Raw genomic sequence first — 26,860 nt, 5'->3', positions numbered from 1 at the left:
ATGCGCTTTTAAGGGACTCCGCTCCGCGTGGGCGGGAGTCAGCAGGTTCCATTCCCGGAGCAGGCTTTCGGGACCGGTGGGAATGTGTGGCCCTGCACATCCGTGCTGGTGAAGCGGTGGCCTTTACCGCACGTGCACTCATAGATGCCGCTGACCGGGACCTTTTCTCCGGGGCGGTGCATACGGGTCTTCTCGTCCATCCTGACCTCGGAGCGATACAGCTTGGATAGTGCGACCCGCCTCCACGGAACGAGTTCCGTCCCGCTGGGCCGGCGCCCCCGTCGCCCTACGCGATGCAGCGTGCAGACGAGAAAGGCAACCTGGCAGCATGCTTTCGAGCGAGCCGCCCGAGGTCATCGTGTACCCGCCGATCGACAGCCATCGAAATGTGACTGTCCGTGGCTGCTACGCCGGAGCCGCGCATCGTATGGCTGACCTCCTCGACATCCTCCGCCGCTCAGGGGTCGACTGTGACCAGATCGAGTTGACCGATCCGGCGGTGGTGGAGTGGCGTGGGGGCGGTCCCGAGGTGTGGGAGTGACGCGGCTTCGCCCGAGTGGATGAAGCCGCAAGCCACCCCGATGGGACGTGCCCGGCTCGGGCCCGCCCGGTCCACGTGATGTGACCTCTCGCAGGGTCAGGCGGGCAGCTGCGCCGACCCCGCCCTCCGGGGCAACTCCAAGTCACACGGACTCCCGCAGAACGACGCCCACACACCGTTGCGATCCCAGCCAAGCGGCGTCTTGGGTGCTGGCGAGCCAGGTCCGCGTACGGTCGGCGAGGACGTGGCTGGCCGAGCCGTGCCGCACGTTATCCGATCCGCCGCTACATCATCTGGCGGAACGGGCACTCCTCTGACCAGCGCCTTCGCAAGGTCGTGACTAGGGCGAACATCGCCTGAATCAAGCCGTGTTGGCGTTCACGGCTGCGCTCAGGCACCAGCCCTTCTGGCATCACGTTGCCCGGGCCTGACCGGTCAGCCACCGCTTCACTTCGTGCCAGGCGGCCCTCTCTTCCGCCGCGGTGCCCCACCACCACCAGAAAGGCGAGTCGTCGGACGTCAACTCCTCCCGCCACCAGTCGAGACTGTCAGCCAGGTGACGGCGGGCGGCCGGTCCCGTCTCCGCCTCCCAGCGGGCGAGCCACGGGGCGACCGAGGAACTCGCGGTCACGCAGCTCTCGAACACCGCACACGCCGAAGTGGGCGGCGACTTCGTTCTCAGGGTCTGCGTCCACCATGCGTCCAGGAATCCGGTCACTGCCCCAGCCTGCTCGCGGGGCCACCGCGACCAGCCTGCCGCGGCCAGTCCACGGGCCATGGAATCGCACTCGGCCTCGCCCTCGGCGAGCAAGACGACGAGCTGCGGCAGAACCCGACGGATGATCGCGGGCTGATCGCCCCAGTGGAAAGGATCTTTCTGCGCGACCCGGCGGACGAGGTCCGCCGGGAGCGGGACGCCGGAAGTCCGCAGCAGCTCGACCTCCCCCTCATCGAAGCACCGGCCACAGCCGGCCTCGTCCGCTTGGGCCGTCATGCCGTCGAAGGTCTTCGCGACCCTCGCTATCGCAGCGACAAGGACACTGCCATCCGGAGAGGTCACCATGCATCCCATCAAGACTCCAGCAGGCTGCCCCAGCCGAAGAGAGCGACGTCACCAGGCGACAACTCAGCCATCCGAACAGGGCGAACCTTGCCTGATGCGGCACTAGTAGTGCTTGGTCAGGTCGGTATTGAGGTGGGTATGTCGCGGTGGCAAGTGGGGCAGGCGCCGGTCCAGGTAGCGAGGAGGATCTGCAGGTCACGGACGACCTGGTAGAGGCTTAGGCCGACGCCGCGTCTTTTGGGGCCCGCCCCAGTCGCTGCAGGGTGCAGAACGCATGGGCGACGGAGACGAGGGTGACGTGGTGGTGCCAGCCGTTCCAGGTCCGGCCCTCGAAGTGCGCCAGGCCCAGGGCCTGCTTCATCTCCCGGTAGTCGTGCTCGATGCGCCAGCGGAGCTTGGCGAGACGGACCAGGGTGGTCAACGCGGTGTCCTCGGGCAGGTCGGACAGCCAGAACTGGACCGGTTCCTTTTCACCCGCGGGCCACTCGGCCAGCAGCCAGCACGCCGGCAGCTCGACACCCTCGGTGGCCTGCCGGATCTCACGTCCGGCGGGCCGGATCCGCAAGACAACGAACCTTGAGTAGATCCGCTTGACGCCTGAACGGCCGGTGCCGGGCCGCGATCCCTCACGCCACTGCACCGGCCGTGCCGCCGTCCGGCCTGCCTCGATGACCAGTTCCTTCACCGAACGGGCAGGCTTGGGGTATTTCAGCCCCGGTGGCCGACCGGTCCCGCAGTACGCCTCGGTGACCGGTGCCGCATCGCCCGGCTGGGCCGACAGCGTGCTGGAGATTCCCACCACGTAGTGCATGCCCCGCGCGTTCAGGCCAAGCCGAAAAGCCGCGGCATCGCCGTATCCGGCGTCCGCGATCGCCAGCGGCACATCGATCCCCCACGAGCGGGTCTCATCGGCCATGTCCAGCGCCAGCTGCCACTTCTCGACATGGCCGACGTCCTCGGGGATGCCGCAGGCCGCACGGCGTGCAACCTTGTCCGGGTCCGCCTTCGGCGAGGACGGATCCCAGGACGGGGGCAGGAACAGCCGCCAGTTCACGGCCGCCGAGGCATGGTCACGGGCCAGATGGAGCGAGACACCCACCTGGCAGTTGGTGACCTTCCCGGCGGTACCGGTGTACTGCCGCGACACACACGCCGAGGCGTTTCCGTCCTTCAGGAAACCAGTGTCGTCAAAGACCAGCACAGTGGGCCGGATCACCGATTCCATCTTCCACGCCAGACGAGCCCGGATATGAGCCGGATCCCAAGGGCTGGTGGTGATGAAGTGGGCCAGCGCCTGCCGGTTGCCGTCCTCTCCCAGCCCGGCGGCCATCGGCTCGACCGACTTGCGTCGCACGTCAGTCATCAGACCACGCAGATACACCTGCCCCCACCGGCGCTGATCCTTGCGCGCGAACGGCTCGAACACCTCCGCCGCAAACGCCTCCAACCCACCACGCACCACAGCAACTTCGTCCGGAGTCACACCTTCCCAACGCCAGACCAGCCCAACAAGACACGCAACAACTCAGCCGACCTGACCAAGCACTACTAGCTTGTACAAACCCCGGTCGACGGTCTGGTCGGACGGCTGATGCATTACCGTGCGGGCATGGCTCAGGAGACGAACGGACTGCAGTATCCCTGGGTACGGCGCATCTACTCGCCGGAGTTCCCTCCGCGGCTTGGGGCCACGGGTTGGCTCGACCCGATGGCTCCGCGGCAGCGCAATTCCGAGGAGCCCGCGCTCGCATCTCTCGGCGACCTCGAAGCTCTCCAGGTGATCGTGCTGCTCGGTCCGGGCGGTATGGGCAAGAGCGCCGCCCTGAGCGACGAAAAGAATCGCCTCGGCACCGCGACACATCTGATTGATCTGGGGGCCCCGCATGTCGCCCAAGCCCCCGAGATGCATCTGGGAAAGGCGTTGCCGCCGACTGAGGCGGCGCCTTGGCATGTGCTGCTGGACTCCTTCGATGAGGAGGCTGGGCGGGACGTGATGGTGGCGCTCGGTGCCTGGCTGGACAAGTTGGAGGATCCCGCTCGTGCTGCCCTGCGTCTTCGCGTGGCGAGTCGCCCAGGGCTGGTGGCCCAGAACGACCGCCTGTTGCGCCTACTGCGGCAGGTATTCGGGGATGAAGCTGTGCACATCCGTGTCCTGGCCCCGTTGACGCGCCATGATGTGGAGACGGCCGCGCAGGCAGCCGGTGTGCGGGATGCCCATGCGTTCTTGACCGCAATCGAACGTCGTGCGCTGGTCGGACTGGCCAGTGTGCCGCAAACCCTTCAATCTCTCCTGGAGGCTGAGAAGTCGGGTGCGGCGTTGCCCGACACTGCGGCTGATGCCTATAGGCGGCAATGCGAGGCGCTGTGCGATGAACTGAACTATGGACGGCAGCGGCGGGCAGGCAGGATGCAGTCGGTACGTTCCGCCGAGCGGTTGGCGGGAGCGCTGCAGTTTTGTTCCTCCGCCCATGTGCTTGACGACGCGCGTGGTCGCATTGCTTCCTCCGGAGGGGTGGAACTCTTCCGGCTCACGTCTGGTTCTGCACCCGAGTTTGAAGGGGTGGCCGGTGGGTGCACGGAGGACGTGCTGCGTTGGCTGACGGATACCGCTCTGCTGCGTCCCGACGGGGCTGTGCCCGGGCGATGGGCTTTCCAGCAGCGGGATGTCCGCGAGTTCCTCGCGGCGGAGTTCCTGCTGCGTCGGCGCGTTGCCGATGATGTTCTGCTGTCACTGCTTCTGGTGGGTGACCAGGACGCGAGGCATGTCCCGGCTGTGCACCGCGAGGTTGCCGGCTGGGTTGCTCTGAAACGCGAGGTGGTCTTTGACCAACTCCTACGGCATGATCCGCTCGCACTGCTCGTGCACGACCTGCCTGTCAGCCGACGTGCGCAGGTCGTGGCTTCGTTGGTCGCGGAGACGATGCGCCGCGACACCGACATCCTGCCGCAGCAGCCCCCGACAGTCCTCAGCCGCCTGGACCATGAAGGTCTGACCGAACAGCTCGTGGACCTCCTGTCCCCGCCCGATCCACGGCAGCCAGCAACACGGCCGGATTACCGGCGGCTGCAGGCGGGCTTTGCCTTGGCGAAGGCTTGCCCCGGCCGGGTTTCGGGCCCTACGGTTCTAGACCTGGCAGAAGATGACAACATTTCTCCCGGGTGGCGGGCGGAAGCTCTCAGCCTCCTGCCAGATCAGCTGGAGAAGGACATCCAGGATCGGCTGGTTGGCCTGGCCGCGTCAGGCCAACCGGAGGTAGCCGCGGCCGCTGTGCTGCGGCTGTGGCCCGCGCACATGACCACCAGCGTGATGCTTGATGCGCTGGCGAGGAATTCGTGGGGCGGTATTTCGGCAGCACGGATCACCGATGCCCTGGGCCCGGGCGATCTGGACAGCGTCCTCGACTGGCTGACCACCCAGCTCAGCGGGGAACGTCACGGACAGGTCATCAGTGCGATGCATCTGTTGCTCCGCTGGGCACTGCAGCACTTTGTGCCGCTGCCTGATGCTGATGCGACGCTGAAGGACACGGCGCCAGGGTCGGACTCGGAGCCACTCGACCCGCGGCTGGTGACGATCTTCGCCAAGGCTGTTTCCCGGCCTCAGTCGTTTGACGAGCCTCTGGCGATCAACCCTTTCGTTGCCTTGAACGACGCCCCGAAGTGGCGCCGTCGGCTGGCAGCACAGGTCCTCGCCGCCGTCGACGATGACGACGTCCCCGAGCTGTTCTACGGACCTATCCCGCTCTTCCCGTCCTCGGACAGCCTGTACTGGGCGCGCCAAGCAGCCGCAGAACTCCCCAAGGTCCTAGACGACCGGCTGGGGTATCCGCTGCGCCTACCCATGCCGCCGCCGGAGGACCTCGCGGACCTGGCCGCGATACGTCAAAGCGACGAGGTGCTCGCCGAACGCACGCGGCCCTGGTTCACTCCCGCCGCCGTGCAGAAGCCAGTCCACGAGAGCGAGCCGACGCCCGACCCGGAGCATCTCAGGGCAGCCATCCAAGCCGCCGCCTCCGAGCTCTCCTCTGAGAACCTCCTCCGCCACTGGGACAGGTTGGTCCGTCTGCTCCACCCTCCAACGGAGCACGGCGCGCCCTGGGAATGGCGCCTGAACCTGGCCGAGACCTCGGCCTACGATGGGCTGGACGAGCCGATGCGGGCTGCACTCCAGCGTGTGGCCGACCGGGTGCTGGTCGACGCGGAACCCTTCACCGCCCTGGGCGTGGGCCCATCGGGTGTCTACCTCACAGATGTTCCGGTCCTGCAGGCTCTGACGTTCACGCAGGACCCACCGGAACTTGCTTCGGAGCAGTGGGCTGGCCTTGCCCTCGCGTTGACTGTATCGACGCGGTTAAACGGTGACGACGACGAGCTGCGGTTTCAGCTTCTGCGACAGTGCGTCAGCCGGGCGGGCGAGAGCTTTCGCGCAGTAGTGGCACCGGCCCTGGGGCAGTTGCGTGACGCGCAGGCACTTCTCCACACGGTCTATCGGCTTCTGCTCTTGGGGGATGCACCACTGACGGCTGCCTTGTTGGCATGGGACTCGTCCTTCGCCCGCTCTCTGGGAACCAGACGACCCGTACTCGAGGCCTTCGCCCGGTCCTCGGAGCCAGACGCGCTTGCCCATCTCCGCGCGATTGCCGGCCAGGATCCGCGGGGCATGGCTGCCCCTCAGCTGCAGACTTGGGCTACGACGGCCGATCTCCTGCTGCTGTACGGGGACCAGGACGATTGGCCGGCCCTGTGGACAGCGATAACCTCCTCTTCCGCGATCACGGCAGCCTGGGCCGAGTCAGCGGACCCGATGCCCCATCGCCTGCTCATGTTCAACCTCCCCCGCAGCATGCACTGGCCGAAGGCCTACTACGTCCTGGAACCGGCCGAAGCCGGCCGCCTGTACGACCTCCTCCACGCTGAGGGGCACGTCACGTATCCGATGCCCGGGCAACGCTTCCCCGTCAGTCGTCACCCCGGCGTCGCCCGCGCTGCACTGAACAACCTACTTCCCGAACTCATCGCCAGACGCGTCACTCCGGACGCGGTCACCGAGCTCCGCCGCCTCAGCTCCGCGCACCCCGATCATCCCGGGCTGCGGAGCATGGCCGCCGAGCACGCACGAGCCGTCGCGGCCCTGGGCGCTCCCATGAGCTGGAAGGAATTCGACGAACTCACCACTCACAAGGGCGCCCGGCTGATTCACAACCGTGAGGATCTCCAGCGGCTGGTCTTGCAGTGCCTTGCGGAACTCGACAGGCAGATCGGCGATTCACGCGGCTGGGCCCCGCTGCTGTGGAACCAGATCCGACGTCACGCCACGCTCCGCTGGCCGATCTGGGAGGAATCACTGAGCGACTTTGTGCGGAATTTCCTGGAGAACCGCCTCAAGGTCGACTACCAGGTGATCAACCGGGAAGTCGAGATTCAGCCTAGCGATATAGAGGGCAAAGTCCTCGACATCCTCATCCAGGCCTTCGACCCAAACCAGCCGGATACCGACGCTCTTGCCGTGGTGATCGAGGTCAAGGGCTGCTGGAACCCGGAAATCAAGAACAGCCTGTCCAGCCAGCTCGCCCGCGGCTACCTCGAAGGCCACCCGAACTGGGCCGGAATCTTCCTCGTCGCACACTTCGGCCACGACCACTGGCACCAACCCATGCTGCGAAAGCGTCACAAAGCTCCACAGTCACACACCGCAGCCAGCATCCGCGAGGAGCTCCATACGCAAGCCGAGCAGGAGCGCAACAACGGCTACCTAGTCGACGCCGTGGTTCTCGATTGCAGCCTCCCCACACCATCCCCACATGCCAAGCCTCGCAGCAACAGAACGCGACGCTCCCCCGCCCCGGACACAGCCCCTTCCTAACCGGACAGCGAATTTCCTTCAGTTGTGGAGTCCGGCGACCGGCTGCGGGACCGAGCGTCGGTGTTTACGCGCCCCAGGGAACGCGGGCGAGGACGAGTCCGCGGACGTCGGCGGCTCCAGTCGCTCGGAGTCAGAGCGCAACATGCTGGAGCTGTGAGCCGCTAGTGAAGACGTCGTCTACGAGCAGGATGGTGGATCCCCGGACCGCAGCAATCGCCGGGATCGAACTACCGTGCTCGTAGGCCGCATTCACTTCTACGCAGAGCTCTGCACGAGCCTGCCCCAGGATCTTGCTGTCCTTGTCGACTGGCTGCTGCCCTGATCTGTCCATCGAGGATTGCGATCATCGCGCACCACACATGCACACGGCAGGCAAACCCCGCCATGGTCTCCGCCCCGCTGCTGACAGCAGGAAATGCAGCCACAGCCCCGGCTCGCGTCGCCGGGCGGCGCGTTTGTGGGGCCCCGGGCGCGCCAGGCCGGGCGGGCTGTCAAATCCGTCGCGGCGCGGCGGCAGAAGCTGTCAGCATCAGTAAGACGATCACGAGGGCTGGGGGTATTTCGATGGCGACGGTGCAGCAGCCCACTTCCGCGCAGCTGCGAAAAGTGCAGTGGAAGTTGATCGACCGGGTGTTCGCCCGTTACTCGACCAAGTCGCTGCTGGAGGTGTTGGAGGCTGCACTAGCCTCCCCGGGCTGCTCACGCTTCCATGATCATCTGTTGTTGGGGTGGACCCGCGTCCTGCGCACGGCCCCGCACGCCGGAACTGAGGCCGGCGCCAGCGACCTGCCGGCAATGATGCAGGCCCTGATGGGTGCCGCGCCCGGGCGCGGCACGACAACCGAGGCCGAACCGAACGATCCGCGTGCGCTGGTGCGTTTCGAGATCGCAGGGCAACGGTTGCTGGTCCATCCCGGAGAGCTCGATCATCCCCTTCCTTTTCTGCGCGGGGCGCAGCTGACCGCACTTGCAGTTGATGACCAGTTGATCGCGGTGCACGGGTTCGCCTTGACCGACGTGCTCGAGCTGGTGCTGCACTACACCGACCATGCCGTCACCGCGCTCGCGCCGTCCTGGCCAAAGGAATACACGGACCGCGCCCCGGATGACATCGCGTGCGGGATCGCCCCCGGCGAGGTGGAGGCCGCCCGTACGCTCGTCGGCCTGGACCCGGCGGTACTGGCTGGCCGGTGCCGAGAGCCGGAGCGGGCCCGGCGGGCGCTGGAGTGGATGACCGCGGACCTGGCCGGACTGCCACTGCGGTACCACCCGGCCGGACGGCTGCTGGGCCCGGTCCTGGCCGTCCGGGCTCACGGCCGCCGGCGCATGGTCCCGGTCTCTGTCGCCCTGGACACCTTTGCCGCGGCAGCTGCCCGCCTGATCGCCGACGTCCCTGACCAGGACGCCGCCGAGGAGCGGCTTCAGGAGCTGACGGTGCATCGCACCGCGCAACTGCTCGGCCTGACCGAGGCTCCTACCCGGCTCAGGAACGTGGAACTGATGTCCGCGCCGGACCTGCGCTACGACATAGCGGTTGCCAGTGCCCTGGGCCGGGGCCTGTCCAGCAGGATCGAAAAGGCCCGCGCCGCGCTGCCCCCACCGGAGACCAGGCGCGGTCGGTTGGTCGTCTACGGCGGTCCCCTCGCCCTTGGCCCCGAACTCGTCACGGACACCGTCTACCTGCATGTCGAAGAGCTCGCCGACGTCCTCGCCGGCGCCGAGGGCAACCCGGCACTACTGGCGTGGTTCGTCGCGGAGCTGACCAGTCATCCCGGCGTTGCCGGGATCTTCCACCGCGATCCGTTGGACGCCTGGGATGCCTGGCGGAGCACGGGCACGCTGCTGATGCCCGGACCGGACCGGCAGGAGGTCGTCGTCGTTCCTCCGGCAGGGTTCGATCCGTCGTGGAGGTACGCGTCCGCCTGGGCGCGGTTCGACGACGTGCTGGCCGCTGCCGGGCTGCCCGGCGGGGTGCACTGGCGTTCCGCCCGGATGGCCGACCCCGACCCCGGCGTTCCCGGACAGCACGCTGATGTGGTGTACCCGGGCAGCAATGACACCGCTGGGCTGGTGGTGCGGGTCAGTACGGTCCCGCCGCTGGCGGTCGTGGCGAGCCCATCCTGTGACCCCGGCACTGTCCTGGGCCTGGAGGACATGGCTGGCCTGGCGGACAGTATTCGCACCACCTTGGCTGCTTCCCCGGTTCTGGCCGGCCACATGGCGCTGCCCGACGGTGCTCCGGTCGTCATCACATTGACCGAGACTTCGGGTTCCCTCCAGGCCCCCTTTCCAGAGCCCGAGGAGGCCGACGGCGACGGCGAGGATCGGGACCCTGCAAACGCGCCGGCCAAGCAGCTGCCGGTCCGGGTTGCCACCGACCCCGCCACCGCGAGGATCGGCATCGAACTCGACGCGCGACTGTTGACCACCTTCACCGGCGACGGGCACGCCGGGCATCAGGTCCTCGGCCAGCTGCTGCACCAGCTGACCGACCGGATCCGCCACGGCCGCGATGCCGGACCAGGCACCAGCCTCGAGGAGTTCGCGGCCGCCTGGGACGCCGCGCACCCGGTGCTGCGCTTGACGACCACCGCCACCTACTGGCCCGCTGTCGCTCCCCGCTACACCCTGCCGCGCTCCGACCACCTGCACGCCCGCGCCCGGCGCACCGCGGCCGCCGCCGTCCGCGACGCCGGCGTGCCGGCCGGGACCTGGCACGGACCGGACGCCTACGCCAGGGGCGGACCCGGCGAGAAACTACTGCACGCCCTGGAGGCCGAACTCGGCCAGCAGATCCAAGCCCACGAACCGCGACTGGTCACCGAGCTGGCACGGTACCTGAACGCGGCCTGGGCAGAACGCACCCGCGGAATGCACGAGGCGATGGTGAATCTTGCCGCGCCCTGGGCTGCGAACTGGGAACAGGAAGCAGGCCGACGCCAGGTGGAAGCCGCCACCGCCACCTCGGCCCTGCAGCTCCTCCTTCAACACGCGATCGTCCACCCGCCCGCCGGTGACTGGACGGCGGACATGGTGGCAGTCGCAGACCTGGTCGCCCTGGCCGAGCTGGTCCTGCACTGCGGCACCACCGCCGTCGCCGCCTCCAGGGGTCTGCACGACCTGCATCTGGCGATCGACCCGAGCGGCGCGTTCACCCTCACTGAGCAATCCCAGGACAAGGAGCAACCCGCCTACGAGGGGACCGGGCCGACCCACCTCGGGTTCGACGTCGACGCCTACCAGCATGCCCGGCACAAGCGCTTCCTCGCCCGTTCCCGCACCGCCGAGCCCGATGCGAACGACTCGTCCGCCGACCCGGCGGCCCTGCTCGGCGCGTCTGCGCGTACTCCGGTCCCGTTTGCGCCGCCGCGCTTGCCTCCTGGCAGTCCGTTGGCCCAGGCCGACCAGCTCCTTCATCAGCACTGGGGATTCGGCTTTGCTGCATTGCACGCGGTGCTGGCCACCGCCGCCGACTGGCCCACCGGCTCTGACGGCATCGCCAGCGTCACCCCCGAGGCCCTGGCGGCCGAGGCCGCCAGGTGGTCTGGGCTGCCCGACGCCGATATCGAAGCCGCGGTCGTCCGGCTGCGCCTCCACCCGGCCAACGCTGCCCCCGCCCACGCACACGCCTACACCGAGGTCGAACGCCGTACCCGGCTCACCACCCATCCCCTCATTGACCACAACGGCAAGCTGCTGCTCCTGCCCTGGCTCCTCACCAACACCCAGGACCTGTTCGGCACCTACCTCGACGAAGGCCGGCTCCCCCACCCCGACCTGCCCCAGCCCGTAAAGAACGCCCTCAGCCGCCATGGCCAGCGCCTCGACAAGCAACTCGAATCCGACATCGAAGCCGTCGCTCACAACCTCGGACTCCCTCACCGCAGCCGCCTGCTGGAGAAGACCGCTGCCCAGCACGGTATCCCCGACCTGACGGGCGAGATCGACCTCCTCGTCGCCGACCCCACCACGGCCAGGCTCTGGGTCCTCGAAGCGAAGAACCCCGAAGGCGCCGTCGCTCCCCACAACGTCCGCCAGCACATCCAGAAGTTCCGCGGTTACCAGCGCACCCTGCTCACCAAAGCCGCCACCATCCGGACCCACACCACCGCAGCCGCCCAACTCTGCGGGGCGGACACCAAAGACATCGACTGGACCGTGATCCCGCTCATCGTCACCTCCGCCATCGAGCCTGCCGCCTTCCTCGCCGACCCACAGGTCGCCTACACCACCGCAGAGCTCCTCCCCCAGGTCCTGGCCGACCCGCGAAACCCGCACCCCGGCTGGAACGACCCCCAGGACCAGGCACCGTGACCCTGCCACCCCAACCGGCGGAAGCTGCCTGCAACATGGCGGCGGTACCGAAGTCTCACTGCCGGCCCGTGACAGGGCCCGGCCAGGTTACGAAAATCCAGTGCACACGCGAGTGGGCCGGCCACAGCGGACGGGGGAGCACGCTGCGACCGGCGCGCAAGGCTCCCCCCTCCTTTTCCGGCCCCAAGCGCCGGATGGCGACGCGTGGAGGGGCGCGCGCTGTAGTGCAAAGGACGCCACGCGCCCCGTGGCGTCCTGCACGCCTACCCCATTCAGCCGGTACTGGGGCGCGTCGGCGCCCCCATCTGCGGGTGTAGGCAGGAAGCTCGTCGTGTGAGGTCGGGGCAGCGCCGGGCGGAACCCCGAGCACGGCGCCCGTCCGCTGAAGGCCTGTGCTGCCACTCCCAGCAGGAGCATCCATCGACCACCTCACCCGGCGCAGGCGCAGCAGCGCCTGCGTGAACGCCCTGGTTCGGCAACCGGGCCGATCAAGGATGCAGGGTCCCGAACCTACGCTGGAGCGGCGGTGTCGCCCTCGGTGACCTCGTCCGGTGAAGGTGCTTCCTCCGCGGTGTCCTTGCCTGGTTGCATGGCCGCCTGGACGTCGCCGATGAGGTTGATTGTGGTGATCCGTGGTCGCTGTCCCAGGCCGTTCAGCGCGATGATCGAAACGAGTCCCCAGAGGATGGCGGCCAGGCCCGCTGCGGTGTCCCGTCCGGATTCTCCGGTCCCCGCCCATGCCATCGCGACCGTACTCAGCCCCCACAGCAACCATGTCAGCCGGGCCGCGAAAGCGTGAAGCACGGTGGACATCACCAGCGCCACAATGCCGAAGCCGAGCCACAGGACATGCGCGGCCGAGGGGGTCAGGGGCAGGTCAGCGGTGTGAGCCTGCAGGAAGCGCGTGACCGGTTCGTTGATGGTGCGTATCGCTAGGTACATGTGGTGATCGGCATGGAGCGTTCCGGTGACTTTGACCAGGCCTGCCGCGATGGCGTACAGGCCAGGTATGACCAGGGGTATCAGGCAGATCCACATCCACACGGGGGCGTCGCGCCATCTGCCAGACAGGACGGTCTCGAGGTCGTCGGCGCGGCGGTCGATCCATTGCGGGTCCGTCACCATGAGCCAGGGCCGCTTCTTGGGAAGCCCGGTGGATTGGTCCGGGGACTGGCTCGGTGCTCGCAGGTCCGCGGAAAGGTCGGTAAAGGCTGCGCGGGTGGTGCGCTGCAGAGCGGGGTCGTAGCCGGCAACGGTCACAACGAAGAACAAGATCATCCACGGCACGGTGAGCAGCCACCACCATGGACCCCAGGACAGGCCGGCCTGCACCGTGGCTGCTGCCCCGGCAGTAGCCAGCGCGGCGGTCAGGCAGCGCAGTACACGGGGCGCAAGGGTGGCATAAGTGACCGACAGCGGTCGCGGCAGGGGTTCGTTGCGTGCCGTCGCGCGGACCCACGGCCACAGGGCAGCAATCAGGTGCCAGGGCTCGGCAACCAGGACAAGTCCGGCCAGGGCGATCGGGTCGGTGATCAGGATCCAGCCGGGCGTGTGCACGGTGAGGGCCACCACATGGAGCGAGGCACCTCCGGCGGCTATCAGGCAGCCGAGGGTGCGGCCCAGCAGCGTCGTGGCGGTGTACCAGCGCTCGCTGCGCCGCACCGTGATGTCGGTGGCCGCGGTGGAGGCCGCCAGGCCCATGTGCGCCGCCGCGTCGCTGCGCAGCGCGTGGCCGTGGTCGAGCAGAGTGCGGGCAGTACGCAGAGCCTGGGCAGGGTCAGCCAGAAAGGCCTCCTGGTCCAGGTCCGGTCCGAGGGGCTCCGGTTCCTCTGCGGCCTGCTGGTCCGTGGGGTCGACCAGACGGAGCAGGGCGAGTTCTTCCTCCAGTTCAAGGCAGCGCCGGCGTGCGGCGGCAGCGAGTGCCTCCGCCTCGTCTCGGGCTTGTCGGGCCTCGACGAGGTCGTGTTCGGTCTGCTGGAGCTGCTCGATGGCGCGGGCGAGGTTCTCCTGGGCCTGATCGGCATTCGTGCTGTCCGGCGAGGCGGCGGCGAGCTGTTCGATCTGCAGGCGCAGCTGGGTGTTGAGTGCGGACAGCAGGACCACGAGTTCCTGGGCTGTGGCCAGGTCCTGCGCCAGACGGTGGCTGTTGGCGTCGGCCTGGGCCAGGCGGCCGCGGCTCTCGGCGACATACCGTGCCGCGGGTGCAGCGCCCAGCGGTGGCCGCCGTACTGCCACGTCTGCACTCGGCGGGTGGGTCGCCCGCTCCCACAGCCGCATGGCCCGCGTCTTGGTCGTCTCGAGCTGGCCCGGTGGGGCGGTGGCCTGGACCAGTTTCAAGACCACGTCCATCGGCGGGACCGTGCCCGACAGATGGTTGCCGATGCTCGAGCGGGACCAGTTGAGCTCCTTGGCAAGGTCGTCGTAGGTCTTGCCCGACTGCTCGCGCAGCTCGCGAAGGAACTCGGCTAACACGCGGGCCTGGGGTGTCTCCGCCCGGATCGGCGCCGGCTTGCGGCCCCGCTTGCCCCCACCTGCCATCCACTCCCCCATCAGCGCATTCATTTGTCCTGGACATACCCAGCAATGTCCAGAGTCGACCTGCGCGAACCCTCCGCGGGCGGTGTGGACAATTCCCGGCCGCCGCAAGCTCAAGGGGTACCGCTCAACCCCACCGCTTTCCGGGAGCCGACTGATGCGTACCACCGCCTCCACAAACCGCCGTTCCTCCACCACCCGACACCCTGTCCACGGCTCCTCGGCCCGCCGCCGCATGCGCACCCGCCACGGGGACATCGGCATCGACACCGCCACGAGTCTGCTCATCGACCTTCACCGCACCCCGGACAGCGCCGGTGCTCTGCCGCGCGGTCGCGCTGCCGGCCGCTACAGCTGCCTGTCCTGCGGGCGGACGCTGGAGCTGTGCGGCCCCCGCGACCACGCCGACTTCACCGCCCGCTTCCGCCACACGCGCCTGGAGCCCGATCGCTGCCCGGCGCGACCCGAGCACCTGGCCCGCGTGCGCTCTGCTGTCGCCGACGCACAATCGCTCGCCCACGAGCTGACCGCCTCCGTGCCCACGGTACGGATCCAGCTGGCCGTCACCGCCGCGGAACCGGGCGCGATACCCGTACTGTCACTACGGGTGCACGCCCCGTCCGGGATCAGCGTGATCCACCTCCCCCACGGCGAACTCGCCGGCCACCAGGCCAGCCGGATCCTTGCCGTCCGGGACCCTGATGTCCGGCAGTGGGTCCTGTTCAACCGTCATGCCCCCGCCCATTACCGCACGGCCGGCCAGATCCACGTCCGCACCCGGCGGCAAGACCACCACATCGACAAGATCACCCCCACCCCCGGCCAGCGACGACTCGCCCAGTCCCACCTCGCCGTGGCATGGCGCGACCATGGCACGCTACTCCTGCCGTTCGGCGGGCACCCCGTCACCCATCAACCGCGCACGGGCGAGAACTGGAGCGGACCGGCAGCGTCCTGGCAGCAAGACTGGAAGATCAGCCACCCCAGGCCCGCCGACGGCGCTGTCTGGTGGGGCCTGCTTCCGTTGCCCCTGCGCGCGGTGGTCGCACCCACCCTGCTTGGCGCAGCGACCACTGCGATGGCAGAGCTGGAATCAGCCCAAACCGGCCGCGAGGCCTACCGGCGCAGCAAGGCCCGCGAACGCTACGCCCTCCAGGCCAGCAGCCGCCCCGTCAGACCACAACAACTCCACCTCCCGATAGCTACCGCCACCGCAGCCGCCACGGAACCGGGTCCCCAGGCAGCCGGCGAGCATCCTCCGACCACTGCCGGCTCGGCGCCCGAACTCCGAGCCATCGCCGTCCGGCAAAGTCGGCCGCGCCGGTGGCGTCTCTGGCGAAGCCTCCTGGCCCGGCTACGCCGCCGCTGAACAGGTCAACGTGAGGGCCACCGGGGTGCCGGTTCGACGGGCATAGTCACCAAGACCCGGCAGGCCCGGACGGCGCTCGGCAACTTACGCGGTCAAGGTCCGGACCGACGGTCGGTGCGCCTCCTGCAGCGCGGCGTTCTCGACGAGGCGCAGCTGGGTGAAGGCGGCGGCCGTATCGCCAGCGGCCGGGTGGAACGCCCCCTGCACCGCGATCTGGTGGATCTCGATGACCGCCCGCCGCGACCGCGACCGATCTCCTTGAAGGCATCACCAAGGTTCCGCCCCCCCTTGCACTTTTCCGGTCACAGGCAACGAGGAGTTGATCGTCTTCGAGCAGGACATCGACCAGCCTCACGAAGGCGCCATCGTCACTGCAAAGGCCTTCGCCCTTGCCATCGCAGCTACTGACCCGCCACGGGCAAGCTGCTGCGGAGCGGCGTTTCCGGCGTGCTGCGCGTGACGTCCTGGATGTGGCGCCGTACGGGATCAGGTGACCGCGCGGCTTTGGCACGTTGCGGGCTCAGGTCGGGTGAGGACCGCGGAGCGGGAGGCGCAGGGATTGCCCTGTATCAGCTTCCCGCCGCGCGGTCCCCGGGCAGCCGGCACGCCAGGGTCTGTCAGTCACTTCTCCACCGGTGTGCGGCTGTGCCTCGCCATTCGACCCAGCGCGGGTCGTCCACCACCAGGTCCGGCTCCGGCAAGCCAGCCGAGCGCAGGATGAGCAGCGGGTCGTGCTCGGAACACGCCGTGCCGACGTAGTCGTCCTCCATCCGGTCCTCGCGGTGCATCGTCACCAGCCAGCCGCCGTGCGGCGACAAGCCGTGCACCACAAACCGCGCACCCTCCATCACCCCAGCCTGCCGCACGACCAGAACCTGTGCAGTCCAGCAACCGGCTTCCTCACCCCTGCCCCGGGCAGGGCCACGCCACCGCCGTTGGAGTGGAGGCCAGCCCTGGCGACGCCGCGCCTTCCCTCAGCCACGCCACGGATCGAGTTCAGTGAACCGTGCGCGCCTGCGTCACCATCACCGCCGGTGCGCGCAACTGCGGGGCCCCCCGGCCCCCCTTGGGCCCCGCCCACGACTCACCGCTCCCCCGAGACATGGCAGCCCCCCGATCTTTCCCGTCACCGGATTGGCACGTCGGAGTTTTGTCCACCAAGCGTGCGGCCGTCACTCACGACAGCCCTCAGTCGGCGTCGGGATGGCCGGACTCCTCGAGAAGCCGAGCCGCCAGGTCGTCGGCCCACTGCACAGCCCAGGAGCGCAGCGCGGCAATCGTGGTGTCGTCGAGGCCGTAGGCGGCGAAGGCTTCGTCGTCGGTCCACTCGGCGCCGGCGAGGTTGGCCTGGAGGTCTTCTCGTTCGAAGCGGCCCCGGGCGTGTCGGCGGCCGAACTCTTCCAGGTCGGTGGTGGACCAGCGCCGGGAGGCAGCGAACACGTCGATCAGGTCCCGAGGGGCGCCCCGGTCGCCGAGGGCGCGCACTTTGGTTCCGATCACGTCTTCCTCGGCAAGGACGGGCCCGTAGGGACTGTGGGTGATGGGTCGCCAGAAGATCTCTTTGAGGATGTCGACCTCGCACTCCTGCCTCGTGGCGGGGTCGGACACGGTGAAGCGGGCGGACAGCGGGGCGATCTCCAGTGACTGCACGTGCCAGCCGCGTGCTTCCAGGCCGGTGCGGAGTGTGGTGGCGATGTCGGTCATGGGTGCCGGGTTCTGCGTGGCGACGTCGAGGTCCTGGCTGGGGCGGTTGACCAGGCGGTGGGCGCGGACGGCGTAGCCGCCGGTGAGGACGAGCGGGTAGGGGGAGCCGAGGGCGATGACGTCGGCCAGGAGCCGCGCGTGCAGCTCCGGCATGTCCGTCACGCGGCGGCCCGGGCGCGGTCGGCGAGCTGGGGGAACGTCTCCTCCCACACGGCGCGCACCGTGCGTCCGACCAGGCCACGCAGGACGGGCCACATCTGCACGAGGAGATCCCGGTTGAGGTAGAGGGGCAGGTCGTCGTGCAGTCCTTCGTGCAGGACAGTGCGGTACAGGCCTATGCGCTGGCGGGGCTTTTCCAGGTCGTACGAGGTCATCCCCGACCAGGCGACATGCAGCGGCAGATCCACGACCCCGCGGGCAGGCCCGCGCAGCTCGTCCAACGAGGCCGGCAGACGCCGCCGGAACTTCTCCCGGTACAGCGCCAGGTCCTCGGCGTACACGCCGGACGGGTCTGCGGTCCCCGGCACCGGGGGCTGCGAGCTGGCTGCCATGCCCCCATTATGGCCTCGGGACGACAGCGGGCGAGGCCGGACCCCGCAGCGCGCGACAGGTCAAGGTCGCGCAGGCCGTCACGTCGGGCAGCGCCCGGGTCCGCCGCGGCTGGCGGCGACCAGGGCGCAGGCCGGTACGTGCAGGTGCCGGCCCGCTTCGGCGGGGGCGCGGCGGATGAGGCACGCGCCGAGGAGGTTGCCGCGGCCTGCGGCACCCAGGACAGTGTCATCCCAGACGACGTCCACGCCCTGGCTCACGGGCTGGTCGTGGCCCGGGGCAGGCGGCGGTCGAGTTCGGCATCCAGGCCGTCTTGCTCGGCTGGAGTGGGGGCGTAGCCGTTCCACTCGTTCAAGATGGCGCAGGCCTGCTCGGCGCGCACGGCGCGCTCGGCAGGGGTCGGGAGGCTGTCGGCCAGGCGGGCCAGATAGGCGCGCAGCGACAGGCCTTCGGCGGCGGCGATCTCCGCCAGCCGGTCCCGGGTCTCGGCAGGGATCCGGACGTTCACATCGGGCACGCGGGGTCTCCGTTCACGGTGCTGCAGGACCCTACAGGGGGGTTCGGTTGCGTTCCCGTGTCCGCTTCTGGGACGCGCGCGACACCCGAGACCGGCGGACGAGCCGCAGGCCGGCCCGCGGCCGGCAACGGGCCGGTACGGTGTCACACCCGGACGCCTTGGCTCACCCACGTACATGAGCAGTGCGTGCGGGCAGGAACAAGGTGCCGGCGGCGGTGGCTGTCCCAGCGTCGCAAGAGGAGGAGCAGGCGTGAAGAGCGTCCGGCTGCGCGAGCATCAGGTCGAGGCGAACGCGCGGATCCGGCAGTGGGCGGGATTCCCCACACGCTCCCCCGTGCCCGCCGAGGGGGCGCGGGCCACGCTGGTGTCGGCCACGGGGTCGGGAAAGACGATCACCGCCGCGCAGGCTGCGCTGGACCTGTTCCGGCAGGGCCGGATCCTGGTCATGGTGCCCACCCTGGACCTGCTGGTGCAGACCGCCCAGGCGTGGCGCCAGGTCGGGCACCTCGCGCCGATGGTGGCGGTGTGCTCGCTGGAGGGCGACGAGGTCCTGGAGCAGCTCGGGGTCCGGGCGACGACGAATCCGGTGCGGCTGGCGCTGTGGGCGGGATCCGGGCCGGTGATCGTGCTGGCCACGTACGCCTCGCTGGTGGACCGCGACGACATCGACGACCCGGCGGGCCTGGGACGCGTGCGGGGGCCGCTGGAAGCCGCGCTCGCCGGCGGGGCGCGGTTGTATGGGCAGCGGATGGGCGGCTTCGACCTGGCGGTCGTGGACGAGGCGCATGGCACGGCCGGGGACCTGGGGCGGGCGTGGGCGGCGATCCACGACAACACCCGCATCCCCGTCGCCTACCGGCTGTATATGACCGCGACCCCGCGGATCCTTGCCGCGCCCCGGCCGCCGGTCGGTAAGGACGGCAGCGAGCTCGAGATCGCCTCCATGAGCGACGACCCGGCCGGTACCTACGGCCAGTGGATCTACGAGCTCGGCCTGTCCGAGGCCATCGAACGCGGCATCCTCGCCGGCTTCGAGATCGACGTCCTGGAAATCCAGGACCCCGACCTCACCCTCGACGCCTCGGAACAACAGGTACGCGGCCGGCGCCTGGCCCTCCTGCAGACCGCGCTGCTCGAACACGCCGCCGCACACAACCTGCGCACGGTCATGACGTTCCACCAGCGCGTGGAAGAGGCCGCCGCATTCGCCGCCAAGCTCCCGGAGACCGCAGCGGAGCTGTACGCGAGCGAGCCGTCCGAGCACGCCCTGGCCGAAGCCGGCGCGCTGCCGGCGTCGTCGATCGACGCCGGCTTCTACGACCTCGATCCTCACCGGCACCCGGCCCCGGACCGCGTGTGGGCGCAGTGGCTGTGCGGCGACCACCTGGTCGCCGAGCGACGCGAGGTGCTGCAGCAGTTCGCGCACGGCATCGACGCCCACGGACGCCGCATGCACCGGGCGTTCCTCGCCAGCGTCCGGGTCCTGGGGGAAGGCGTCGACATCACCGGGACACGGGGCGTGGAGGCCGTCTGCTTCGCCGACACCCGCGGCTCGCAGGTCGAGATCGTGCAGAACATCGGCCGCGCCCTGCGCCCCAACCCCGACGGCCGGGCAAAAGTGGCGCGGATCATCGTGCCCGTCTTCCTGCAGCCTGGGGAGGAACCCGACAACATGATCGCCTCAGCCTCATACCGGCCCCTGGTTGCCGTCCTCCAAGGCCTGCGCTCACACTCGGAGCACCTCGTCGAACAGCTCGCCAACCGGGCGCTGAGCCGCGGACCGCGCACGGTCCACGTGCAGCGGGACGCCGACGGCCGCATCATCGGCACCACCGGCGGCGCGGCAGAGGACGGGTCCGGCGACAGGAACCAGGCGCAGGGCGCGGTGGAGTCGGCACTGTTGCACTTCTCCTCGCCCAGGGACCCTGCCACCATCGCTGCGTTTCTGCGCACGCGCGTCTACCGGCCCGAGTCCCTGGTCTGGCTCGAGGGCTACCAGGCGCTGCGCACATGGCGGACCGAGAACGGCATCACCGGCCTGCACGCGGTGCCCTATGACACTGAGGTTGATCTGGGCGTGGTGCGGTTCCCGCTGGGGCGGTGGGTCAACCAGCAGCGAAGGGCGTTGCGGGCAGGGGAACTGGAGGAACGCCGCAGGAGGCTGCTGGATGAGCCCGAAGCCGGCATGGTGTGGGAGCCCGGCGACCAGGCCTGGGAAACCAAACTCGCCGCGTTCCGCGCCTTCCACCGCACCCACGGGCACCTCGCCCCCAGGCAGGACGCCGTCTGGAGCGACGGCCCCGACGGCGAAACCCACCCCGTACCCATCGGACAACACCTGGCCAACCTCCGCCGCAAAGGCGGCCTCGGCAAGAACCCCGAACGCGCCGCAACCCGCGCAGCACAACTCGCCGCCGTCGACCCCGACTGGAACTGCCCCTGGCCACTGGACTGGCAACGCCACCACGCCATCCTGGCCGACCTCGCCACAACCGAACCCGACGGCACGATCGCCGGCATCGCACCCGGCGTCGTGTACGAAGGCGACGATCTCGGGGCATGGATCGCACGGCAGTCCGGGAGCTGGGCCCAGCTGTCCGAGGAGCAGCAGCGGCGGCTGTCGAAGCTGGGCCTGACTCCCGCCGAACAGCCCGCCCCGGTGCCCGTCGAAGGGGCAGCCCCGCGGGCTGGGAAAACCTCGGAGGGCTTCCAACGCGGCCTGGCAGCCCTCGCCCAATACATCGCCCGCGAAGGCCACCACCGCGTGCCCAGAGCCCACACAGAACCGATCACGGTCCAGGCCGCGGAGGGTGAACCGGCGCAGGAGGTGCCGGTTCGCCTGGGTGTGTTCCTGAGTAACCACAAGACCCGACGCAACCGGCTCAGCCTCCAGCAGCGCACCGCGCTCGCCGAACTCGGGGTGGAATGGGCGTAACGCCCTATGCGGCAGGTCCCGGCAGTCGGGCCAGGCGCAGGCGGAAGCGCTCAACCGGAACATCGGCCTGGATGCGGCAGGGACGTGCACTATCGGTGTTCTGCCGGCTCCCAGAGCAGATCGCCAGCGTCGTCCACGACGGGGACACGCGGCTGTGTGGTGCCGCCGAGGGAAGCGTGGCGGAGCAGGGCCGGCGTCCCTGACTGGAAGGCGGCTGCGACGTCTTGGAGCATGGCAGCCACCGAACTCCACAGCTCCACTCCGAGGATCCAGGTCTCGTGGTCCCACAGGAAGACTGCGCCGTACGAATCACCGGGCCGCAAGTCGACGATGAGACCGTCACCGCCAGGGCTCATCGCGATCGGCAGAAACCAGGGCAGGAAACGTGGTTCCGGTTCGCCGTTCGCGTCCAGGGCGGTCCCTTCCTGTTCCGCGACAAGCAACCAGACCTCTCTCGTCTCCAGAGCTTCTTCCAGGCTCACAGGAGCAAACGCTTCCGGGATCCAGTAGTCGGCACTGACGCGCGGCAGGGTCCACCACGCGACCAGGTCGGCGGGAAAACTCACCCCAAGGTCTGCCTCGGTCGCGCGAAGGTGGCTCTCGTCTGCAGCCGCTCTCACAGGGGCCTTCTGGGGAAGTTCCTGGAACCAGGTACCGATACGGTCCCAAGCCTGGTGCACGTCGTGATCAATCGACGTCATGGCCAGGAGTCTTTCAACATGCCGGCAGCCGGGCGAGCCCGAGTGTGCCGGCCGTGCCAGGGTCGGCATGCGCTGATACCACCCACGGCGCAGCGAGCAGCCGGGCCGGGACCGCGCATGGGGAGCTTGGCCCTGCCCCTGTTCGCCTCCATGAGCGGCATACACGGCACGGCACGGTTCCTCGCTCTGAGCAACTCCCGTGCTTCCAAAATCTGCGCGTTCTCGCCCTCCCTCTGATTCATGATCAGAGGCTATTGCGAGTGAGACGGCCAAGTTCGGGAGACTCCTGCCTCCACGACGCCGGTCGCCGCGGCCGCAGGGAACGCTGGCCGCGGATAGCAGGGTAGGTTCAGCCGGCGTCAACGCGGCGCCATGGTCTGACGTACCAGCGTCGTGACCGAGCCATCCGCCTCTCCGCGACGGCCAGGTTCGTGCGGCTGCGCAAGGTGTTTGGGTGGTCCGGTCCCAGTACGCGTGTGCGGTCGTCGAGGACCCGCCGGAACTGCTCGACTGCTTCCGCGTGCTGGCCGAGACGGTGCAGCGCCATAGCGAGGTTGTTGCGACTGGTCAGAGTGCCGGGGTGGTCCGGTCCCCGCTCCCGTGTGTGATCGACGAGATTCTGCCGGTGCAAATCAGCTGCTTCCGCATGCCGGCCCCCATCGTTGAGAGCGTTGGCAAGGTTGTTGCGGCTACTCCGAGTGTCCGGGTGGTCCGGTCCCAGCACCCGCGTGTAGTCGATGAGGTTCTGCCGGTGAAAGTCGATTGCTTCCGCATGCCGTCCGAGGTGGTTCAGCGCATTGGCGACGTTGTTGCGGGCGCTCAGGGTGTGGGCGTGATCCGGTCCCAGGACCCGTGTGTAGTCGGCGAGGCACTGCCGGAACTGCTCGATTGCTTCTGCGTACCGGCCGCTGACGTCCATCACCAGAGCGAGGTTGCTCCGGGTGTCCAGTGTGTCCGGATGATCTGGACCAAGCACACGGGTCCGGTCGATCAGGTTACGCTCGAACAGATTTGCCGCTTCCGCCTGTCGGTCGAGACTCATCAGTGCGGATGCAAGGTCGTTGCGGGCCTCCAGTGTGTCGGGGTGATCCGGCCCCAGCACACGGGTCCGAGCGATGAGGTTACGCTCAAACAGATCGTGTGCTTCGGTGAACCGGCCGAGGGAGACAAGTTCGCGGCCGAGGCCGCTGCGACTCTCCAGGGTGTCGGAATGATCCGGTCCCAGAACGCGCGCTCGGTCCGCGAGGTTCTGCCGGTGCAGGTCGACTGCTTCGGTGTGACGGGTTAGACCGCCGAGCGCGTTGGCGAGGTTGCTGCGGCTGCTCAGGGTGTCTGGGTGATCCGGTCCGAGAACACGTACGCGATCGATGATGTTCTGCTCGTGCAGCTCGACGGCGTCCGCGTTCTGCCTGAGACCGTGCAGCGTGATGCCGAGCCTGTTGCGGCTGTGCAGCGTGTCTGGGTGGTCCGGTCCCAGGACTCGGGTGCGCGTGGCCGCTGCCTGGCGGTTCAAACGAAGGGCCCCGGACATGTCGCCGGCAGCGCTGAGAAGCTGCGCCAACAAATGCTGTGCGCTGGCGAGTTCGAGGCTGTCACGGCATCCCTCGAGTTCGGCGATGGCAAGTACGTGGGGCGCCAGGAGTCTGGCAATGGGCCAGTCGGCAGGGCTCGTGCTGTTCAGGCGTTGCACAGCGGCGACCATGTGATCGGTAACGGCCTGATACCAGTGGCTCGGATCCAGGAACTCGTCCGTCAGGGCGAGGGCGGAAATCTCCCGGATCAGGGGGTGGAGTGACACCTGCGCGATGGCCGAGCCGTCCGGGCCGGTGTCGGGAGTGTCCACGAGACCGTAGGTGTGCAGGCCGTTGATCGCCGCTTCAATGTCAGCCGCCGTTGCCGCTTGGCCGGTGGCCACCGTCACCAGGCTCGGGCTGATGACGGGCAACGGAATCGGCGCGGGGCCGAACAGCGACAGCAGGCGCAGGACGTGGCGCGCACGGGTGTTGCCGCTGAACGTGAGCTGGTCCAGGGAGAGGTCCCAGGTGTGGCGGACGAGGGTGCGGGCAACGTCCGGGTCAGCCGCGTCAGGGTGTTCGGCTCCGAGCAGCTCAGAAAGTTCGTGGTCCAGGGCTTGCATGTAATTGGTGAACGTGCGGTATCGGCTGGCGACGGCGGCCAGGTAGCGGCTGACGGCGTGGAGCGCAAGAGGGAGGCCGCCGAGCCTGTCGGCCAACAGCCGCGCGTCCTCGAGGGTGCCCGCGTCGGGCGCGCCGTCGAGCAGCGTGCTAGCACCGGCATCTGCGTCGAGGGGGGCCAAGCGGTGTAGAACGGCACGGCTGCCCCAGGTGTCGGGGTGAGTGTCGCGGCTGGTGACCAGCAGAAGTCCGCTGCCGCCGGGGCGGATCCAGCCGCGATAGTTGGTCAGGGGCTCACTTCCGGGACCCACCGCAGCGGGCTGGTCGGCATTGTCCACGACCAGCAGCCATGGACGTCCTCGGGCAAGCTGCTGCCACACCACGTCCGGCAAGCTCCCCCGACCGGCACGGACGGCCTCCAGTTGTTCCTCAGGCAGCCCGCAGGCGAGCGCGACCCGGGTCATCTGTTCAGCCAGGTCCGGCTCATCGCGCCACGACACCCAGAACACCGGCATGCCTTGTGCACTGGCGTGCTCTGCCAGCAGGGCGGCCAGAGTGGTCTTGCCGACGCCTCCCGTGCCACACAGCACCGCAAACCGGCCGGCGGGACGATGCAACATCGTCCGCAGCGCGGCCAGCTCGGTCCCCCGGCCGCGAACTGGCCGGCCAGTGTGTACGGGCGCGAGCGACCCGAGCCTGCCGACCAGCACCCGTTCCAAGGGAAGCTGCTGCGGATGCGCGCGTCCTGCGTTGGCATCCAGGCTTCGGGCCCAGAGCTGAAGTCCGACCGCGGCAAGGACCAGAACACCAAAGACGGGCCACACCAACCGGGGATCCTGAGCCCAGGCCGGAACTGTCGCCGTAACGTAGTTCGTGACCACAGCCGTCCCGGCCGCAACCAACGCCGCTCCTGCCGCAGCCGCCGACCCGGCCCGCGCGCTCGCTCCCCGCACATCGCCCCCTTCAGCCTGTCCCGAGCAGCATGACGCCTCCGGCCGGGGCAGGAAGGCACAATGGCGCAACCCGTCTACCGCTTCCCTCCTCGACCGAGTCTCAGTCGCTAGTTCCGCGGCCTATCCGTCCTCTTCCTTGATTTGAGGTGGGCCGAATATCCACAGCAGCGCGCAGGAAATCAGCCCTCCTACGACCAGCCTGATCAGAGCGTCTGCCAGCTTGGCGGTGGAGAACCCGAATACGAGGCGGACGAGGGCTACCATAAAGTCCAGGACAGTTACGCCCAACAGCACGAAGGCCAGGAACGCCAGCGGGACATCGCGCCAGCTTCTACACGCCCTGCGCCCCTCCTCTTCCTGTTTTTTGTCTTCTCTGGAACTGCCCCTGGCCACTGGACTAGCAACGCCACCACGCCATCCTGGCCGACCTCGCCACGACCGAACTCGACGGCACAGTGGCCGGCATCCAGCCCGGCGTGATGTACGAAGGCGATGATCTTGGGGCCTGGCTGGTACGGCAATCCAGGAACTGGGCCGAGCTCAGCGCCGAGCAGCAGCAACGACTCACCGCACTCGGCATCACACCCGCCAAACAGCCCACCCCTCCCCCGGCCGGGCACGACGCTGGTGTGAAGCCGTCGGCCAAGGCGCAGCAGGCCTTCCAACGCGGCCTGACCGCGCTCGCCCGATGGACCGAACGAGAGGGAACGGGCCAGCCCGTACCACGAGGCCACAGCGAAGAAATCGTGATCGAAGGCGAAGCAGAGCCGGTGGCGGTCCGACTCGGCGTGTGGATCTCCAACACCAAAACCAGACGCGACAAACTCACCCCTAACCAGCGCACCGCCCTACAGGAAACGGGCGTTGAGTGGGTGTAACACCGCCTGCAGTCCATCGTTGAACTCAGCGACTGTGCACACTCCCCCACTACGGGACCCCGGGGCGACACGAACCGGGGTCCCGCGCCGTTGCCACCACCAGCAGCGCAAAAGCTACCCGGCAACCAAGCGGATCTTCAGCAAGCCCGGAGGCCCGGTCGGCAAGCGTGCCGGTGACGGCGGTGACATAGGCGCGCACGGTGGTGGAGGGTCGCAGACGCCCATCAGCTGTCACTGATAGCCGAGAAATTCTTCGGAGTGCAAACGCCACCCGGCGTCCTGCTTGACCAGGACCACGGCGGTACGCTCAAAAACGTCGTAGTACCCGGAATCCGGATCGTGGCCATAGGAGAACCACACCGCCTCGATCCGCGTCGTCTCCGGGGTCTCGCTGACGACGGTCACCTCGTCCAGCCTGGTCACGACGTCGAATACACCGATTTTTTCGCTATTGCGCGATCTGGCGTACTCGGCGCAAAAGTCCACAGGGCTCCGGTAGAGCATCTGAACCTCTCGGGTACAAGTTGCAACCGGTTTATATGAGCAAACTGTAAGGCGAAAGACTCCACCTGACTCGACTGCGGGCGCCCAAGCAGATAGATCAACTGGCCATCGGCGGTGATCGACTCCAGCCATGTCCCGGCTGCCCGCACGACCCCCAACGGGCCCCAGCCCAGTGACCCGTGCATGGCCGGGCAGCAAGCGCCAGCAGACATGGCCAATCTCGATCGTTCCGTGTTTTTCGTTTGACCAGCGCTGCTCAGCTTCGGCCGTGCCGTTCCGGCAATCGCAGCGCAACCGCC

The 26,860-nt window shown here is 68.6% G+C and carries 17 protein-coding genes and 1 pseudogene; 6 read left to right on the top strand and 12 right to left on the bottom strand.

Features of this window, described 5'->3' with window-relative positions:
- Nucleotides 1-328 precede the first annotated feature (328 nt).
- Nucleotides 329-541 carry a hypothetical protein gene (locus tag OG937_45700; protein ID WUD78482.1) on the top strand — a complete coding sequence of 71 codons (213 nt, stop codon included), beginning with the start codon at nt 329-331 and terminating at the stop codon, nt 539-541.
- A 412-nt stretch (nt 542-953) separates the two neighbouring features.
- On the opposite strand, the gene OG937_45695 is transcribed toward OG937_45700, so the two are convergent.
- Together OG937_45695 and OG937_45690 are read right to left on the bottom strand one after the other, a co-directional pair.
- Complete coding sequence (locus OG937_45695; protein WUD78481.1) at nt 954-1,604, bottom strand: hypothetical protein; 651 nt, start codon at nt 1,602-1,604, stop codon at nt 954-956.
- A gap of 217 nt (nt 1,605-1,821) precedes the next feature.
- On the bottom strand, nt 1,822-3,087 hold the full coding sequence (locus OG937_45690; GenBank protein WUD78480.1) for an IS701 family transposase: 1,266 nt from the start codon (nt 3,085-3,087) through the stop codon (nt 1,822-1,824).
- A 126-nt stretch (nt 3,088-3,213) separates the two neighbouring features.
- Between OG937_45690 and OG937_45685 the strand changes: the two genes are divergently transcribed.
- Both OG937_45685 and OG937_45680 read left to right on the top strand, forming a co-directional pair.
- Nucleotides 3,214-7,467 (top strand): hypothetical protein, encoded by a 4,254-nt coding sequence (locus tag OG937_45685; protein ID WUD78479.1) that lies wholly within the window; start codon nt 3,214-3,216, stop codon nt 7,465-7,467.
- 564 nt (nt 7,468-8,031) lie between these two features.
- Nucleotides 8,032-11,781 (top strand): hypothetical protein, encoded by a 3,750-nt coding sequence (locus OG937_45680; protein ID WUD78478.1) that lies wholly within the window; start codon nt 8,032-8,034, stop codon nt 11,779-11,781.
- A gap of 510 nt (nt 11,782-12,291) precedes the next feature.
- Here the strand turns inward: OG937_45680 and OG937_45675 are convergent.
- Nucleotides 12,292-14,343: a helix-turn-helix domain-containing protein gene (locus tag OG937_45675; protein WUD78477.1), complete on the bottom strand. Its 2,052-nt coding sequence runs from the start codon at nt 14,341-14,343 to the stop codon at nt 12,292-12,294.
- A gap of 130 nt (nt 14,344-14,473) precedes the next feature.
- On the opposite strand from OG937_45675, the gene OG937_45670 reads away from it, so the two are divergent.
- Entirely contained in the window at nt 14,474-15,685 is a 1,212-nt protein-coding gene (locus OG937_45670; protein WUD78476.1) for a hypothetical protein, read from the top strand.
- Nucleotides 15,686-16,302: 617 nt separating this feature from the next.
- On the opposite strand, the gene OG937_45665 is transcribed toward OG937_45670, so the two are convergent.
- From OG937_45665 to OG937_45645, 5 genes are all read right to left on the bottom strand, one after another.
- The gene (locus tag OG937_45665; protein WUD78475.1) at nt 16,303-16,533 is read right to left on the bottom strand and encodes a hypothetical protein; all 231 of its coding nucleotides are present in this window, start codon (nt 16,531-16,533) and stop codon (nt 16,303-16,305) included.
- 340 nt (nt 16,534-16,873) lie between these two features.
- Nucleotides 16,874-17,542 (bottom strand): nucleotidyl transferase AbiEii/AbiGii toxin family protein, encoded by a 669-nt coding sequence (locus OG937_45660; protein ID WUD78474.1) that lies wholly within the window; start codon nt 17,540-17,542, stop codon nt 16,874-16,876.
- Nucleotides 17,543-17,547: 5 nt separating this feature from the next.
- Nucleotides 17,548-17,940, bottom strand: a complete 393-nt coding sequence (locus OG937_45655; protein ID WUD78473.1) for a hypothetical protein — start codon at nt 17,938-17,940, stop codon at nt 17,548-17,550.
- 78 nt (nt 17,941-18,018) lie between these two features.
- Complete coding sequence (locus OG937_45650; GenBank protein WUD78472.1) at nt 18,019-18,198, bottom strand: hypothetical protein; 180 nt, start codon at nt 18,196-18,198, stop codon at nt 18,019-18,021.
- Nucleotides 18,195-18,455: an Arc family DNA-binding protein gene (locus tag OG937_45645; protein ID WUD78471.1), complete on the bottom strand. Its 261-nt coding sequence runs from the start codon at nt 18,453-18,455 to the stop codon at nt 18,195-18,197. Before OG937_45645 ends, OG937_45650 begins: the two co-directional genes overlap by 4 nt.
- 250 nt (nt 18,456-18,705) lie before the next feature.
- On the opposite strand from OG937_45645, the gene OG937_45640 reads away from it, so the two are divergent.
- On the top strand, nt 18,706-21,390 hold the full coding sequence (locus OG937_45640; protein ID WUD78470.1) for a Helicase associated domain protein: 2,685 nt from the start codon (nt 18,706-18,708) through the stop codon (nt 21,388-21,390).
- 89 nt (nt 21,391-21,479) lie between these two features.
- Here the strand turns inward: OG937_45640 and OG937_45635 are convergent, their stop codons facing one another.
- From OG937_45635 to OG937_45625, 3 genes are all read right to left on the bottom strand, one after another.
- On the bottom strand, nt 21,480-22,091 hold the full coding sequence (locus OG937_45635; protein ID WUD78469.1) for an SMI1/KNR4 family protein: 612 nt from the start codon (nt 22,089-22,091) through the stop codon (nt 21,480-21,482).
- A 349-nt stretch (nt 22,092-22,440) separates the two neighbouring features.
- On the bottom strand, nt 22,441-25,050 hold the full coding sequence (locus OG937_45630; GenBank protein ID WUD79085.1) for a tetratricopeptide repeat protein: 2,610 nt from the start codon (nt 25,048-25,050) through the stop codon (nt 22,441-22,443).
- Between the two features lie 249 nt (nt 25,051-25,299).
- Nucleotides 25,300-25,572, bottom strand: a complete 273-nt coding sequence (locus OG937_45625; protein WUD78468.1) for a hypothetical protein — start codon at nt 25,570-25,572, stop codon at nt 25,300-25,302.
- Here OG937_45625 and OG937_45620 point away from each other — a divergent pair.
- Nucleotides 25,554-26,057, top strand: a pseudogene (locus OG937_45620) (helicase associated domain-containing protein). The gene OG937_45625 and the pseudogene OG937_45620 sit on opposite strands and share 19 nt — an antisense overlap.
- A gap of 231 nt (nt 26,058-26,288) precedes the next feature.
- Here the strand turns inward: OG937_45620 and OG937_45615 are convergent.
- A complete protein-coding gene (locus tag OG937_45615; GenBank protein WUD78467.1) occupies nt 26,289-26,480 on the bottom strand; it encodes a hypothetical protein in 192 nt (63 codons plus the stop codon).
- Nucleotides 26,481-26,860 lie beyond the last annotated feature (380 nt).

The sequence above is a fragment of the Streptomyces sp. NBC_00510 genome (assembly GCA_036013505.1).
GTDB lineage: Bacteria > Actinomycetota > Actinomycetes > Streptomycetales > Streptomycetaceae > Actinacidiphila.
This window is presented reverse-complemented; position numbering and strand designations above follow the sequence as displayed.